This is a genomic window from Pararhizobium sp. IMCC21322 (assembly GCF_030758295.1).
In the GTDB taxonomy this organism is placed as follows: Bacteria; Pseudomonadota; Alphaproteobacteria; order Rhizobiales.
Window position 1 is genome coordinate 4,127,327 of sequence record NZ_CP132335.1, and the last position, 16,350, is coordinate 4,143,676.

At 51.1% G+C, this 16,350-nt stretch carries 14 protein-coding genes; 5 read left to right on the forward strand and 9 right to left on the reverse strand.

What is annotated here, in order from left to right; all coding sequences use genetic code 11:
• The first annotated feature begins 194 nt into the window (after positions 1 to 194).
• Positions 195 to 422 carry a hypothetical protein gene (locus RAL91_RS19500; RefSeq protein WP_306257919.1) on the forward strand — a complete coding sequence of 76 codons (228 nt, stop codon included), beginning with the start codon at positions 195 to 197 and terminating at the stop codon, positions 420 to 422.
• A gap of 627 nt (positions 423 to 1,049) precedes the next feature.
• Here the strand turns inward: RAL91_RS19500 and RAL91_RS19505 are convergent.
• Positions 1,050 to 1,952 (reverse strand): hypothetical protein, encoded by a 903-nt coding sequence (locus tag RAL91_RS19505; RefSeq protein WP_306257920.1) that lies wholly within the window; start codon positions 1,950 to 1,952, stop codon positions 1,050 to 1,052.
• A gap of 227 nt (positions 1,953 to 2,179) precedes the next feature.
• On the opposite strand from RAL91_RS19505, the gene RAL91_RS19510 reads away from it, so the two are divergent.
• Complete coding sequence (locus RAL91_RS19510; protein WP_306257921.1) at positions 2,180 to 3,487, forward strand: phenylacetate--CoA ligase family protein; 1,308 nt, start codon at positions 2,180 to 2,182, stop codon at positions 3,485 to 3,487.
• 102 nt (positions 3,488 to 3,589) lie between these two features.
• Positions 3,590 to 4,915, forward strand: coding sequence for a phenylacetate--CoA ligase family protein (locus RAL91_RS19515; protein WP_306257922.1), 1,326 nt, complete (start codon positions 3,590 to 3,592; stop codon positions 4,913 to 4,915).
• Here RAL91_RS19515 and RAL91_RS19520 read toward each other — a convergent pair whose 3' ends face one another.
• Positions 4,916 to 5,749 (reverse strand): hypothetical protein, encoded by an 834-nt coding sequence (locus tag RAL91_RS19520; protein WP_306257923.1) that lies wholly within the window; start codon positions 5,747 to 5,749, stop codon positions 4,916 to 4,918.
• A gap of 254 nt (positions 5,750 to 6,003) precedes the next feature.
• On the opposite strand from RAL91_RS19520, the gene RAL91_RS19525 reads away from it, so the two are divergent.
• Positions 6,004 to 7,338 (forward strand): hypothetical protein, encoded by a 1,335-nt coding sequence (locus RAL91_RS19525; protein ID WP_306257924.1) that lies wholly within the window; start codon positions 6,004 to 6,006, stop codon positions 7,336 to 7,338.
• Positions 7,339 to 7,840: 502 nt separating this feature from the next.
• Here RAL91_RS19525 and RAL91_RS19530 read toward each other — a convergent pair.
• The 6 genes from RAL91_RS19530 to RAL91_RS19555 all read right to left on the reverse strand — a co-directional run bounded on the left by RAL91_RS19530 (position 7,841) and on the right by RAL91_RS19555 (position 14,009).
• The gene (locus RAL91_RS19530) at positions 7,841 to 8,713 is read right to left on the reverse strand and encodes a hypothetical protein (protein ID WP_306257925.1); all 873 of its coding nucleotides are present in this window, start codon (positions 8,711 to 8,713) and stop codon (positions 7,841 to 7,843) included.
• A 274-nt stretch (positions 8,714 to 8,987) separates the two neighbouring features.
• Positions 8,988 to 10,190, reverse strand: a complete 1,203-nt coding sequence (locus tag RAL91_RS19535; protein ID WP_306257926.1) for a pyridoxal phosphate-dependent aminotransferase — start codon at positions 10,188 to 10,190, stop codon at positions 8,988 to 8,990.
• A 332-nt stretch (positions 10,191 to 10,522) separates the two neighbouring features.
• Complete coding sequence (locus RAL91_RS19540) at positions 10,523 to 11,530, reverse strand: cytochrome d ubiquinol oxidase subunit II (RefSeq protein ID WP_306257927.1); 1,008 nt, start codon at positions 11,528 to 11,530, stop codon at positions 10,523 to 10,525.
• A 4-nt stretch (positions 11,531 to 11,534) separates the two neighbouring features.
• Positions 11,535 to 12,929: a cytochrome ubiquinol oxidase subunit I gene (locus tag RAL91_RS19545; RefSeq protein ID WP_306257928.1), complete on the reverse strand. Its 1,395-nt coding sequence runs from the start codon at positions 12,927 to 12,929 to the stop codon at positions 11,535 to 11,537.
• Entirely contained in the window at positions 12,926 to 13,531 is a 606-nt protein-coding gene (locus tag RAL91_RS19550; RefSeq protein WP_306257929.1) for a GbsR/MarR family transcriptional regulator, read from the reverse strand. Before RAL91_RS19550 ends, RAL91_RS19545 begins: the two co-directional genes overlap by 4 nt.
• Positions 13,532 to 13,670: 139 nt before the next feature.
• Complete coding sequence (locus RAL91_RS19555) at positions 13,671 to 14,009, reverse strand: hypothetical protein (protein WP_306257930.1); 339 nt, start codon at positions 14,007 to 14,009, stop codon at positions 13,671 to 13,673.
• A gap of 83 nt (positions 14,010 to 14,092) precedes the next feature.
• Here RAL91_RS19555 and RAL91_RS19560 point away from each other — a divergent pair, with 83 nt between their 5' ends.
• Positions 14,093 to 14,965 carry a DMT family transporter gene (locus RAL91_RS19560; RefSeq protein ID WP_306257931.1) on the forward strand — a complete coding sequence of 291 codons (873 nt, stop codon included), beginning with the start codon at positions 14,093 to 14,095 and terminating at the stop codon, positions 14,963 to 14,965.
• 158 nt (positions 14,966 to 15,123) lie between these two features.
• Here the strand turns inward: RAL91_RS19560 and RAL91_RS19565 are convergent, their stop codons facing one another.
• Complete coding sequence (locus RAL91_RS19565) at positions 15,124 to 16,290, reverse strand: acyltransferase family protein (protein WP_306257932.1); 1,167 nt, start codon at positions 16,288 to 16,290, stop codon at positions 15,124 to 15,126.
• Between the last annotated feature and the right edge of the window lie 60 nt (positions 16,291 to 16,350).

The window sequence follows — 16,350 nt, forward strand, 5'->3', positions numbered from 1 at the left end:
TCGACTAGTAGCTTTTTGGCAGTAAGTGCGAAATGCGGCAGGTCACGTTCAGAATGCGCTCAGCCGTAACCAAAAAGACACAAATTCGGCCACAATTTAGCCGTAAATTAGCCATTTTTCGACCAATTATTGCAGAATCATGAACTTTGAACTTAGGGTGCGGACTCTTTATGGGTGACGAAATGGCAGAACAAATGGCAAAGAGATGCAAGGAAATGCGCGCAGAGCGGGCTTTCTGCCCGGTCAAGCGCTTTGACGCCGCAGATCGCAGCCATTTTTCTGTCCATCAAGGATCGGGCCTGTTTGCCCGCAGCCCGCGTCGCAAAGACTTGAAAGTCTTCAGACTTCCTGCTTCTTTGCTCCTGGTCTGCAAACAAACCGATCCCGACTATTTCACCACCCATAATGGGTCCGCACCCTAGTCGCACGACGAAATTCCAGCGCAGTTCCAGAAATTCTTCACACACCATCATCTACGTAACTGGCTTAATTATAAATTACGAAGAGAACGTCATTAACTTCAAAAAATCTAGCAACTGCCTCACTGAATTCCGCGCCAACGACACAGAGAAATTTTTATTTGCCCCTTTTTCTCAAGGACGCAATTGCGCGATATACTGCGGCACAGGATTTGACGGAATCCAGCACTGGAGAATTCCCATGACAATAGATGACCTGTCCGGCAAAAAGCGACGGAATTCGTTGAAGTTCTGAAGAGTACGGAGACGCTGCCTGCAGTAAAAATGCAACTTTACGAGAGGCGATTGCAGGAACGTCTTATTCGCCATACACGGTCGAAATGCACACTTCTTCCAGACGCGAAGTCGCAAGTATCCATCGATTTCAATCAGCGTTCCAATTTGCGCATTTATATCAATGCAAATGCGACAGGCAGAAATCATCCTCATTGGGACACTCACTGACACAGGACAGGAAGCAGCATATCGGCCCTATCCAACCTGACACGCAAAAAGGCTCGCACTTATTGTGCGAGCCTTCATTCAATTCCAATCAGCAAAACGCTTTTTATGACAAACCGACAAGGATTATTAGAATATTGAGAAACTCTCGCCAGTACAGGTATTAAACCCGTCAGATGAATCCGAAATCGGTCCTTCGCCTGCCAGTTCACCCGCGTTTGGTACACAGGCTCCATTGCCATTTGCATTGACAATTCCAAACAAATTGTCTTCCGACCAGTCGGTTGGATCATCCTCGCGGTGACGGCGGATGAGAGACTTGTTGTCACCCAGATACATCCGCACCCCTGCCCAGGCACCCTGATATTCATCCTCGCCAATACGGCCTTCCGCGAAAAGCGCAACGCCGCTGGACAGTATCTGCTGGTTCAACTGATATTCAACACCCAGCGCCAGAGCATGTTTTTCGCCCGTATAGCGATGGCCCACTGACAGTTCCAGATCATCTGTTGCGTAATAGGACAAATCGGTGAAGGCAAAGAAATTGGTGTCATCATAATTCACAGGTGGATCAATATCGATGAACTCTGCACCCAGTACGGTTTTGACGGTGAACTGATTCCAGTAATATTCACCCTCGAAACCAAGCCGGGCAAGATCGGCATCCAATCCGTCAACAATCGTATAGGAGCCGTAAACACCTAGCAGACCATAGGCCGGATCGCGCCAGAACAGATGACCAGCCGCGCTGCCGAAGAACTCCTCATCCAGAACGCCGACCGAACCATCAACCTGAAATCCGAAACGTTGGCCAAGCGGCATTGATACAGAGCCTGACAAAGCGCCAAATCCGTTCTCATCCAGCGCACCGCCTTCCAGAGAGATTTTTCCGTTCAGCCCAGAGACCGCCGGCAGAACAGTTGGATATGCCGGCTCACCAACCACATAGAGATCAGCAGCCAGTGCTGCGCTGGACAGCGCAAAACTAGTGACTAATGCCGTTGTTGCCAAAAATAAATGACGATTAGTCATGTCACGACCTCACATGCTGACAATTGCTGATTTTTTCATACACCTTAAAAGCCCACAAAATGCAAATTCGTTCAATGCTGGATCACCTAAAAAAAACTCTGAGGTGCGAAAAACCAAATATGTCGCCAAAAAGCCACAGATAAACCACCCACGCTTGAAGTCTGGTATCTCAAATCATACCGGACTATCAATAACTTCCATATCTTTGTGAATGAAAGAAACATCTCATGGCGCTAAATGGTGCGGCCCTGGAAAATGCAATCCGCTTCGTGGAGGTTCTGCAAAGGACAGAGACCTATTCAGCTGCCAGAATGCAGGCCTATCAAAGAAGCCTTTTGGATCGGCTGATACGCCACGCAAAAGCCGAGGTTCCCTTTTATGCCACGCGGCTTGATCCGCTTTTCGGCCCTGATGACACCATCCGCTGGGAGGCATGGTCAGATATTCCCACATTTGCACGAACTGAGGCTCAGGAAGCTGGCGAGGCCCTTTTCGCCAGCAGCACACCGCCAGAGACAGGATCGTATAGCAACGGATTATCGTCCGGCTCTACAGGCATGCCGTTACGCACACGTACCAGCACCCTGATGAGCCTCATGTCCGCTTCTATCAACCAGCGGTTTTTCAATTGGCACGGCATCAATACAGACGAGCGCATCTGCTTCATTTTGGATACGCACAGCAACTACCCCTATCCTGATGGCAAGGAGGGCGCAGACTGGAATCTGATTAATCAAACGGCACCTGGCTTTAACTTGTCGATTGGCTATTCAGCCGAGCAACAGGTGGATTGGATCATCCGGAGGCAACCTGGTCTGCTATGTACTTTTCCCCGAAACGGCCAGGCCATCGTGGAAACTTTTTTGCAGCAGCAAATCCCGATTCCGTTTCACACCATGCTTGTCCTCGGCGAGGTGCTTGAGCCTGATACCAGGCACATAATCAATGAAGCAGGCATAAAAGTAATCGACCGTTTTGGCACCACGGAAACCGGCCCGCTTTCGGCTCAATGCACGCAAGGTCCATGGCATCATCAGTTCAGCGAAATTGCCTTGATGGAAACGTTATCACCGGATGACGGCAAGGTCGTTAACCACGGACGCGGTCAGCTTGTCGTAACGCCATTCTACAACTACGCCATGCCATTGATACGCTACAAAAATGGCGATCTGGTCGACCTGTCCGCAACTCCCTGTCCGTGTGGCCGCACACTGCCAAGGATAGAACGCATCCTGGGGCGGGAGAGAAATCTGATCACATTGAGTGACGGCAGTCGGATATGGCCGAACATGATGCGCACTGAATATGAGCCGTTTTTATCGGCAAAACAGTTTCAAGTCATTCAGCACACTCCAACCCGTCTTGAAGTCCGCTATGTAGCGGATGACGCCTCTCACGCCCCGGACCTTGAAGGCTTGACCACATTGCTGCAGAATAAACTCCACTGGGATATTACAGTGGAGTTGACGCAAGTGCCCAAACTTGCGCGTTCGGCTTCCGGAAAATTTGAAACCTGGATCAGCCATGTTAAGTGAAGAGGCGTGCGCGCCACTTGGCAACAAGTCACATACAGGCGAGCCAACGTTGCAGTAACCGCCAAATTCAACGCTTTAACTCCAGCAATATTTAGGAAATCTATGGACGATGGCTACGATCGATTTGTAAAGCTGCTGGATCAAAGCCAGCACTTTCCGGCGCAGCGATTGAAAGCACTTCAGGACCGTGGGCTGCAACGATTCCTGCGCCACGCAAACGAAGAAGTGCCAGCCAACAAGCAGCGTCTGGCACCTTTGTTTTCATCCGGGCCAGAACCTGATTTGTCCAGATGGCAGGAAATACCTATTTTAACGCGTTCACATGCGCAGGAGGAGTCACGAGAATTAAGGGCCGCTTCTGTTCCCAAACAGGCAGGGGCAACGCAGACAAAACACACCTCCGGCTCTACCGGAACACCCCTGATTCACCACCGCAGCGAGCTGCAGCAAACTGCAAATCAGGCCGTGCTGGACCGCCTGTTTCGATGGTATCAGATAGATGGCAGCAAAAGTCTGATCCAACTGACAACAGATTACGAGGATAGAGCCGCCTACCCCGAGGGTTATTCGGGGCGGGAATGGTATCGTGGTAATCCAGACGGGAAGCTTTTCCAACTCGACACGCTCAAGACGACCACAATGCAGCAATTGAAATGGCTGGACCGAACGGAAGCAGCCTATCTGACTACATTTCCCAATAATTTACGTGGACTCATTGAAGCGGCGCAGCAGGAAGACAGCCTCCCACCCCGCTTTGACGTGGTTCTGCTCAGCGGCGAAGTTCTGGAAGAAGAAACCCGGAAATTGATTGCAGACACAATAGCTGGCGCAGTCGTAAACCTATATGGGGCAAGCGAAACCGGACGTCTGGCAGCAAGCTGTCCGGAACACGGTACGCTCCATATCCACGAGGAAATCTCGTTTCTCGAAGTGGTCGACGATCACGGAACACCTGTTCCTGATGGCCAGACAGGGCGCCTTGTCACAACCTCTTTTTACAATTTTGCGATGCCACTCATCCGGTATGCTTTGGGAGACTACGGCGCTATATCAGAAACTCCTTGCCCCTGTGGACGCCAGGGACGGACTTTGAAATTTGTCGCGGGACGCAGACGTAATTTGTTCACATTCGTGGATGGCACATCAAAATGGCCCGAAATGAAAATGAAAGATTTAAGAGCAATCTACCCGTTCCGGCAAATGCAGGTTGTGCAGGATGAAATCGACCATCTCACCATTCATATGGTCAGAAGTTTCGACAACCGTGAGATTGATCACCAGGCACTGCAGGAGGTCTTTCGACGCTCGCTACACCCGTCTTTGAACATAACAATCAGACTGTGCGACGAAATACGCCGCACAGCTGGAGGTAAATTCGAAGATTTCGTTTCAAATATCACGACCGGAAGCGGTCAGAACCCGAGTTAACTAAGCACACTCAGAGCCAATACATACAATTTTTTTGTTGCTCGGCTCGGCTTCCACATCGAACAAATCTTCATCGCCCCATTGGGCCGGGTCATCCTCACGATGACGGCGCATCAGGCTCTTGTCGTCACCCAGATAGACGCGAACGCCTGCCCAGACAGCCTGATAGTCATCTTCACCAATACGGCCTTCTGCAAACAGGGATACGCCACTGTTGAACAAAGATTGGTTGAGTTGATATTCAGCGCCCAGCGCAAGTGCATTACGGTCGGCCGTAAAGCGGTGGCCAACGGAGAGCTCGAGATTCTCGTCAATGTAATAGGACACATCTGTAAAGGCGAAGAAACCATCGTCTGGCTCTACAAATGCACTACCGGCATCAATAGATTCTGCACCCAGAACAGAGCGTATTGTCCAATTATTGTAATAATATTCGCCTTCAACGCCAAGACGCGCAACATGCCCGTCGAAATCTTCCCGGCGTGTATAGGAGCCATAGACACCTAACAGACCATAGCTTGGATCGCGCCAAAACAGATGAACACCGCCGCCGCCGATGAAATCTCCCTCACGAGCACCCGCCATGCCGTCTGCTTGCAAGCCAAAACGGGTACCAAGCGGAACCGAAATCGAACCGGTCAACAGACCAAATCCTTCGTCTTCAAAAGCCCCACCCTGCACGGCAATCTTGCCATTTATTCCAGAAACAGCTGGCAGAACCGTTGGCAAGGTTGGTTCGCCGACCACATAAAGATCCGCGGAAAATGACATCGTAGAGATGAGCAGGCCGCTGATCAAAGCAGTTGAGCCGAGAAAGAGACGTTTACTTTTCATGATTTATCCATCGACCTGTTGAGTTTCGTTAACCGTGCAGCCACAGCGCCTCAGATGCAAGGGCCATTGTAAAAAATGCTTTAATTTCAGTTCGGTGTCACAAAATTACAACGTAGAAAGTGTTAACCTTCCGGCAGTGACGGCGGCATATTACCGGTATATATCGAAGCGATACTTTTTCACTTTGCTCGTGCGATCAGTTGCGCGACAATTTCCAAAACGGGTTCGAGGGGTTTGAAACATTGGCAGATACAATGACGACAGACAGCGCAGTCCGACAAAAAGCACGGAAATTTGTCGAGGTCTTGAAGACCACTGAGACATTGCTACCTGCAAAAATGCAGGCTTACCAGAGACGATTGCAGGAGCGTCTTATTCGCCATGCCAAAGAACAGGTGCCGTTCTATGAGAAAAGACTGAACCCGCTGTTTGGAACAAAAGACGCGATCAGATGGGAAGCATGGTCCGATATAGAGCCAATTTCAAGAGCGCAGGCACAAGCAGCAGGCGACACCCTGTTTGCCAGAAACACACCAACGCAGGCCGGAGACCATTCGGTTGAAACCACATCAGGTTCAACCGGAATGCCATTGAAAGTGCGCTCAAGCGGCTTGATGAGCCTTATGGCTTCGTCGGTCAATCAACGCATTTTCGACTGGCACAGCATAAACCCTGATAGTTCTGTCTGTTTCATTTTGGACGACACCGACCAGTATCCCTTCCCCGATGGGGTGCCGGGAATGAACTGGAACCTGGTGAACCCGAAGGCGCGTGCATACAATCTGTCGGTCGGTTACACCATCGCTCAACAAGCTGAATGGGTACATCGAAAACAACCGGATATTTTGTCCACATATCCCAAAAATGGTGCAGCGATTATCGAAGAATTGCAGCGACAGGGATTGGAGATCTCGTTCCACACAATGATTGTGCACGGTGAAATCCTGGAAGATGACACGCGGCACATCGCTGAGAATGCCAGTGTGAGAATAATCGATCGCTTTGGAAGTACTGAAACCGGCCCTATATCTGTGAATTGCCCGCTTGGTAACTGGCATCATCAGTTCAGCGAAGTTGCGCTGATGGAATCCAAGCCCACAGACAGCCAACCAACTGATTTCCATACACGCAGCGAGCTGATCATTACGCCATTTTATAATTATGCGATGCCATTGATCCGCTATGCAAACGGGGATCTCGTCAAGCTTGCTGAAATCCCCTGCCCGTGCGGACGCAGATTACCCAGAATTGAACGAATATGGGGACGAGAGCGAAATATGTTCACGTTTAGTGATGGCAGTCAGGTGCGACCCGACATGACACGCAGTGATTACGAACCCTTCTTATCTGCCAGGCAGTTTCAGGTCATTCAGCACACACTTACGCAGATCGAGGTCTTTTATGTGGTTGATAAGGCAGAACAACCAGTCGATTTATCCGGCCTGACACAAATTATGCGAAAAATCCTTCACGACGATATTCAGGTAAAAGCCACGGAGGTAAAACAGATCGCAAGAAGTTCGGCTGGTAAATTCGAGACATGGAAAAGCAACGTGGACACACATTCAAAAAACGCTCTCAAACGTTAATTCTGAGGGTCGCAGTAATCTAGCGTTAAATAAATAGTTCCAATAACAATTCTAACTGCCCATTTTATTGGTGTTCCATCTCCGATAAGCTGCTTAGCGCGCGTATTAAACCCGTCGCCGAGTTCGTCACCAGCCAAGCCCTTAGAATTCGGAACACATTCCGCATCAATTGTGAACAAATTTTCTGGCCTCAAGAAATCCAGATCATCCTCACGATGACGCCGGATCAGGCTTTTATCTTTTACCAAGCCAGAAACGAATTCCGCCCCAAGCACCCTGATAGTCATCCTCATCCGCAAATGACCGAGATATGTGAAGCCAAGTGAGTCAAAGCATTTTCTGGCTTCACCGACCACTTAAAAGCCATGCGAAATCTTGTTTGTTATCAGATCAACGCAAAAATTACACTGAACGATCAAATCATCAGAGAACTTCAATCACAGAACCGGCAACATCATATCACAGGTTTAGCGAACGAGTAGCTGGCCAATTTTAACCAAAATCAATCGCGCGGTTTGCCAAATCTGGTATCCTCTTTGGTGCAGGTATTAAAACCGTCACCGCTTACATTCAGCCTGTCAGCATCTGGAACGCATTCTTCGTCAATGGTGAACAAATCTTCCAGGCCCAGGAAATCTGGATCATCTTCACGATGACGCCGGATCAGGCTCTTCTCTTCACCAAGGTAGAAACGAATTCCGCCCCAGGCAGCCTGATAGTCGTCTTCACCCAAGCGTCCTTCAGCGAACAGAGACATGCCGCTGGAAAAGATAGTTTGATCCAGCTGAAACTCGACACCTAGTGCCGCTGCGTGACGCTCACCGGTGTATCTATGGCCAACAGACAACTCCAGATTGTCGGTTGCATAGTAAGACAAGTCACTGAAAACAAAGAAGTCGGTGTCGTCTTCTGAATCGTTATCGACAAATTCTGCGCCGACAAGCGCAGAAACGGTCCAGTTTTCCCAGTAATACTCGCCTTCCACACCAACGCGTGCCACATATCCATCCACACTGTCGAAATGTGTGTATGAGCCGTAAACACCCAAAAGCGCTGTGCTTGGGTCACGCCAGAACAGATGAGCACCACCACCGCCAACAAAATCACCATCACGAACACCGGCCATACCATCCAGCTGCAGGCCAAATGCATGCCCAACCGGCAAAGACAGCGCGCCTGTTACAGCCCCAAGTCCGTCTTCATCAAAAACGCCGCCATTGAGGGCAAATTTTCCATTGATCCCGGAAACCGCCGGTAAAATTGTCGGCTCTACAGGTGTACCCTCAAGATACATGTCCGCAGCCAATGAAGCTGTCGCAAAAGCTGCGCATCCGAAAAGACATGTTGAGGTCAGCAGAAACTTACGAATACACATGCAGGAATTCCTATTAAACGCTTGATTGAGGAAACAAGTTCCACACATCTGTAAATGATTCGTGAATTAGCGTCCGCGCTGAAGTCCAATAATATGAAATTATAGCAATTCCGACGGAGAAATGTGGCAATTATGTAACATTTTTATGGCATAGCCAATTTACAACGCTTGGACCAACACGGTGTCGGCAACGGTTCTGAAAGCGGCAAAACATCCATAAATATCCCGGTAGGAACTACAAACGGCTCGCACGAGATTTCGTGTGGTTTTAGGCTCACCGCAACCCGGCACAAAACCGCTGAATGCGCTGACATGCTTCGGTCAGGGCCTCGGTCGAGGTCGCATAGGAAATTCGGAACGCTGGCGAGCCACCAAACGCTTCTCCATGCACCACGGCAACACCCTCTTCTTCCAGAAGGGCCGTTGCAAAATCGCCATCGGTTTCAATCAACGTTCCACCGTCACTGGTTTTGCCAATGCAGCCGGCACAGGATGGATAAACATAAAACGCGCCTTCCGGTGTCGGGCACGACAGGCCAGTTGCCTGATTCAGCATGGACACGACAAGGTCTCTGCGGCCTTTAAACACTTCAGCCCTTTCGGGGATGAAATCCTGCGGACCATTCAGCGCTTCGACAGCCGCCCATTGTGAAATGGAGGTTGGATTGGAGGTAGACTGAGATTGTATCTTGCGCATTGCAGCCATCAGTTCCGCAGGACCGGCAGCATAGCCAATACGCCATCCCGTCATCGCATAGGCTTTGGAAACGCCGTTCATGGTCAAGGTGCGGTCTTTCAAAGACGGCTCTATCTGTACAGGCGTAACAAACTCAAAATCATCATAGACCAGATGCTCATACATATCGTCGGTCAGAATCCATACATGCGGGTGTTTGACCAGAACATCTGTCAGTTCTTTCAACTCATCGCGCGAATAGGCAGCACCTGTCGGGTTTGATGGAGAATTGAAAATGACCCATTTCGTTTTGGGTGTAATCACGGCTTCGAGTTGCGCGCCTGTGATTTTATAATTGGTGTCAGCTTTAGCCTCCACAATGACAGGTGTTCCGCCAGCCAGAAGAACAATATCCGGATAGCTGACCCAATATGGCGCGGGGATAATCACCTCATCACCGGGATTGATGGTCGCAACCATTGCATTGTAGATAATCGGCTTGCCACCTGGCGCGACAAAGCACTGGGAAGGTTCGTAGTCGATGCCATTTTCGCGCTTGAACTTTGCGGCAATCGCCTGCTTCAACTCAGGAATACCATCTACCGCGGTGTATTTGGTTTCCCCGCGATTGATCGCATCAATCGCCGCCTGCTTGATGTTATCCGGGGTATCAAAATCCGGCTCACCAGCACCCAGGCCGATAACATCACGGCCTGCAGCTCTAAGCTCCCGCGCCTTGGTGGTGACAGCGATTGTGGCAGAGGGTTGAACACGTGAAAGGGCGTCGGCGATAAAGGCCATGAGCTTGGCTCCGAGATTGCTGGCAAGTTGAAAAATCGCGGAAACATTAGTCCCGCCAATCTGTCCGCGCAAGACGCCAAACCATCAATTCGACACTCAAATTCATCATTTCCCCGGATAGGGCTTCCCTGACCTAAATCGCGTCCCTGACCGAAACCGGGTGACCAGGCGCATATGGCGTTACAGTCACCCGGTAAAATGCCCCAACTCGCAGCTCCACACTTGAATCAATCTGTGAAGCATTACTCCTCAAACTATTGAATCCAATATAATTCATCAAATGTATGGTCTGGATGGCGGTCACACGGCAACCCAGGCAATACAGCCAGCCATTATTTGTAGGATAGCGCAGTCGCCTTGCCCCGAAACACTGTGTAGGCAAACACTGTGTAGCCCAGAATAATGGGCAGCACGAACAGGGTTCCAACCAGGATGATGCCCAGACTTTCGGTAGCACTGGCCGCCTCATAAATCGTCAGCCGTTCGGGCACCACATAAGGGTAGAAGGAATAAGCCAATCCGGCAAAGCCTGTAATCATGGCCCCTGCCCCCATCACCAGCGGTGCCCAGGAAAACCGGTCCTTGGGAAACGGCATATGGCGCAGCATGAACCAGAGTCCGACAAACAAGCCCCCCGCAACCAGAGGCAGCGGTGCCAACAGCAATATTTCGGGGACAGAGAACCATTTGTCGAATATGCGGTCGCTTGCAAAAGGCGTGACCAGAGAAATGGTTCCCATGCCAAGAGCCATGACAATCAACGTGCGTTTGGCCCAGCTTACGGCCTTTTGCTGCAAGGCGTCCTCAGCCTTGTAAATCAACCACGCAGCGCCCAGAAACCCGTAAGTCGCACACAGTGCGACTGCAACACCCGTTGCAAACAGGATGGAAGGCCAGGATTGATCAAGCCCCAGCACATAAATGCCCAGCATATACCCCTGTGAAAGCGCCGTTATCAGAGAGCCGGCAAAAAAGGACAGGTTCCACCAGCGCTTTTGCTCGGGCTTCACCTTGGCCCGGAATTCAAACGCCACGCCGCGAAAGATCAACCCGATCAGCATAATCATCACGGGCAGATACAGCGTTGTCAGAATAACGCCATGCGCTGCAGGAAAGGCGACAAGCAACAGACCGACAGCCAGCACCAACCAGGTTTCATTGGCATCCCAGAACGGTCCGATGGATGCAATCATGCGGTCCTTTTCCTCCGGGGTGGCAAATGCAGTCAGCACCCCGACGCCAAGGTCGTAGCCATCCAGGACAACGTAAATCAGGATGGAAAGCCCCATCAGCCCGGCAAATATGACCGGCAAAACCTGCTCCCAGTTAATCATATCCATGATCTTACTCCGCCTTCATGGTGGGATCGACGGCCGGTAAAGGTCCACTGCCGGCAAGTCTCACCTGGCTTTTGTTCTCAGCCTCATCGCCCTTGCGCGCCAAATGAACTATGGCGCCGATGTAAGCAGTCAGCAGCAGTGCGTACACCAGCAGATAGGCCACCAGAGACGAGGCAACCATGCCGGAGCCAATCGGACCAACCGCTTCCCGTGTTGTCAGAACACCGCTCACCAACCATGGCTGACGACCGATTTCGGTCACGTACCAGCCTGCCAGGGTGGCAACCCAGCCCGAGAATGTCATCCCAACCAGAGCAATAGCCAACGGTTTGGCGATGTCGCGCCCTTTGCGCATCTGCCAAGCGCTTGTCCAGGACAGAAGCAGCATCAGCATCCCGATACCAACCATGATGCGAAAGCCGAAGAACACAGGCTTTACCGGCGGATGCAGTATCTCACCATCCGCGCTGACAAAGTCATTCAGACCCGGCACCACGCCATCCGCACTGTGCTTCAGAATTAGGCTGGCACCTGATGGAATGCCGATTTCCATATGGTTTTCGCGCGCTGCCTCATCTGGCCAGGCAAACAGCAGCAGAGGCACATTGCCCTGCGTTTCCCAATTGCCTTCCATAGCGGCAACTTTGGCCGGTTGATATTCAAGCGTGTTGAGCCCGTGCAAATCGCCAACAAAAATCTGAATGGGAATGATGACAGCAGCAACCGTCACGCCCAGTCGCAATGCAGACTTTACCGCAGGCCTTCGCTCGCCAAACAGCCACCGCAGCGCCGACACACCGGCAATCAGAAAAGCCACGGTCAGGCCGGATGCCAGCAACATGTGTATCAAACGATAGGGCAAGGAAGGATTGAAGATAATCGCCATCCAGTCCGTCGCATAGGCCACGCCGTCGCGAATCTCAAAACCCTGAGGCGTGTGCATCCAGGAATTCAGCGCAATAATCCAGAAGGCGGAAACCGTAGTGCCAAACGTCACAAGAAAGGTCGAAACCGTATGAACACGCGCTGATACCCGATTGAAGCCGAACAGCATAATGCCCAGAAAAACAGCTTCCAGAAAGAATGCCGTCAAAACCTCATAGGCCAGTAAGGGGCCTGCAATGTTACCCACGCGTTCCATGAACCCGGGCCAATTGGTGCCAAACTGGAAGCTCATGGTGATGCCGGACACCACGCCCATACCGAACGACAGAGCAAAAATCTTGACCCAGAAATGGTAGATATCCATCCACTTCATGTCGCCGCTGCGATTGTAACGCAAACGCAGATAAAACAGCACCCATCCCAATGCGATGGTGATCGTCGGAAACAGAATGTGGAACGAAATATTGGCCGCAAACTGGATGCGGGCCAGAACAAACGGATCAAGCGCACTCATGCTGTGTCCTTTCCGGCAACTTCAATTCGACCATCGGTTTTTGTCTTGTTTTTCCGGCCAGGCAGACTGGTCAAACGGTCTTTCATATCAAGTACCTTTTGAACCTTTGCGCCCAGCGTTAGCAGCGCCACCAGCCGCTCTGTGTCCAGTTTCTGGACATCTTCATACCAGCCGGTCAGCTGCTCAATCAGATCGTGCATTTCGCTCATCCGGCCCTGCGCATAAATATCCGCATCGCTGGTCGGGTTCTGCATCATGACATCACGCAACAGCGACAATGTGGGGTCCACTTCACGCTTTTTGCGCTCTTCCGCCAGATTGCGCACAATTTCCCAGATATCTTCCGGTGTCGTGAAATAGTCCCGCCTGTCGTCCGGCAGATGTTTCAGATGCACCAGGTTCCAAGCCTGCAATTCCTTTAATCCCATGGACACATTAGAGCGCGACACACCAAGTGCGGCCACTATCTGGTCAGCATTCATCGGATCTGGCGCGGCAAACAAGACAGCATAAATCTGGCCAACCGTGCGGCTTATGCCCCATCGACTGCCCATTTCACCAAAATGCAGCACAAAGGATTGTACCATCGGAGACAGGTTCATTGTAAGCTCTTATTGTAATTTCAGTAATTTCTGAAATGTATATAGGGCATTGAATCCTATCGGGAAAGAGGCACGATATTCATTTGACAAAATGCCGCGACACAGAATTTGATTTGTTCAACAGGCATCGGCAGCGCTACTAGGGTGCCGACCCTTTATGGGTGATGAAATAGCAGAACAAATGGCAAAGAGATGCAAGGAAATGCGCGCAGAGCGGGCTTTCTGCCCGGTCAAGCGCTTTGACGCCGCAGGTCGCAGCCATTTTTCTGTCCATCAAGGATCGGGCCTGTTTGCCCGCAGCCCGCGTCGCAAAGACTTGAAAGTCTTCAGACTTCCTGCTTCTTTGCTCCTGGTCTGCAAACAAACCGATCCCGACTATTTCACCACCCATAATGGGTCCGCACCCTAAGCTGCGCGCCAATTTCAGATTGCGCCACCCAGCGTGCTGGCCAAACCGACAATCAAACAGGTCACACATTTGCGGTTTCCATTGTCAGCCGCTTGCCTTAGGAAAATCAACCAACAACATCCCTATCGGAACGGAACCGGGCCCGTGAACAATTGAACAATCTGCGCGGCAGCCTTCTGATGGTCGCGGCCATGGCCGCGTTTTCGCTGGAAGATCTGTTCATTAAGTCTGCAACGACATCCCTACCCCTTGGTCAGGTGCTGATCCTGTTTGGTCTGGGAGGCATGATTGTGTTCATGATTCTGACTGCACGGCGCGGTGAGGTCTTGCTGCACCCGGCAATCCTGTCACGCCCGATTATATTGCGGTCCATTTGTGAAGTGACAGGCCGAATTTGCTTCACGCTCGCCCTTGCATTGACCCCCTTGTCGAGCGCATCTGCAATTTTGCAGGCGACCCCGCTGATCGTCATCATTGGCGCAGTCATCTTTTTTGGCGAGACCGTCGGCTGGCGGCGCTGGTTGGCAATTTTGATCGGGTTGGGCGGCGTCTTGCTGATTCTACGCCCGGGTCTGAGCGGGTTTGAACCAGCATCCCTGTTCGCAGTGCTTGGAACACTTGGCTTTGCCGGGCGGGATCTTGCCACCCGTGCCGCTCCCCAATCCATGTCAAACATGCAATTGGGCGTCTGGGGCTTTTTCATGCTTGTTGTTGCAGGATGTCTGATGCTCAACTGGACTGGTGGTATCATATGGCCAGGCGCTAACAATTTGTTGCAGATCGCGGGCGCAATTATCTTCGGCGTCATCGCCTACAACGCGCTTACAATAGCCATGCGCAGCGGAGAGATTTCAGTCGTCGCGCCCTTTCGTTACACCAGGCTGGTTTTTGCCATGGTGCTGGGCGTCGTCATATTTGCCGAAAGGCCGGATAGTCTCACCCTGCTTTGCAGTGCCATTGTTGTTGGCTGCGGCCTTTACTCGGTGTTCCGTGAAAGAAGGCTGCAACAAACCGCAACCTCCTGATGAAGTGGTAGTTCTCGGACACCGACGTTCGGAACGCCAGCTTTACATCAGCAGAACCATTCAGAGCATAGCTGTCAGAAAAATCGTAGATGATTGGCTGGTAAACGGGTGTTGCAACCCGGCAAAAAAATACCTTTTTACGTCAAAAATTTATCATATCAGCCAGTTACTTTAACCAGCGAACGACCCGACCTGCTCGTGGCATTTGACCCCAACATCATACTCAGAATGGAACTTTTGCTGATCAATTGATGAATCGCGTAGGAACTGACACCTGCGACGACAGCAATGATCACGAATTCGATGATCGGCGGCAAGTTGACCAACAGAAATAACGTTGCCAGCACAAAGATAATCGGGTGGTGAAACAGGTAGATAGTGAAAGAAGCATCCACCAGTTTACGGACCTTGGCGTTGGGTCTGTTGAAATGCTTGACGGCCAGATTTGAGATATAGCCAACGATCAGCAAAGCACCTGCGATGCCAGCAATCACATTGAGTGTATGCCCCAGTAAATCCGTATACGGGAAGACAGAAAGAACTGCCAGAACAATGCCAACGCAAGCCGCTGTCGGACCGGGCTTAACGAGTAAGTCCTGCATTTTCGAACTGTGGAACAGTATCACACCGAGGCAGAAATAGAGGATATAAGCATTGTAGTTGATGACCGCGTTTCCGTAGTACGGGCTTGCAGCTACGACCACGGATTGGACATAGGCAGTCGCAGCGCACAGACCAGCAAAACCGATGAATGATGCGATGCGATTGCGCGTGACCCAGCCCACCAGGCCATCAAGCGCTGCCCGCAGGTTAGCGCCACCCACCAGCGCATGGAGCATCGCCAAGCCTACACAATAAGCTATGAGGCTCCAAAGGAACCACAGGTGGGAAATCCAAGGTTCGCCGAACTGTGTCAGTTGGCCAGTTGTATAGGCCGATAAGTCCGCCCATGGCAGCGTTCCATTTACAGAGAGCGCTACGGATTGAACCACTATCTGAAACGGCAGAATGAGCAAAGTTGCACTGAAAAGTGGCACGCCCAGACGAAATAGCCGAGATTTCAGCCAGATCATCGGGCCCTTGCGATCCAGTAACATGATGGAGAAGAAGCCAGCCAGCAGGAAAAAACCAGGCATGCGGAATGTGTGGAGAAAACTGGACAACCAGGTCAGTACCTGACTTTTGTCGGGAGAACTCACCGCCCATTCATGGGCCAGGGAATAAATGACAGCCGCGTGAAACGGGATGCCGAGCATAAGATAGAGCGCCCAGGAGAAATCCCAGTGATGAAGGCGATCTTTATTACCACTTTGAATGTTGCTCATTGTAAGTCCCCATAGCACTTGGTGCCCTGTTTGCGTTTGCAACAAGGCCTCCATTATTAG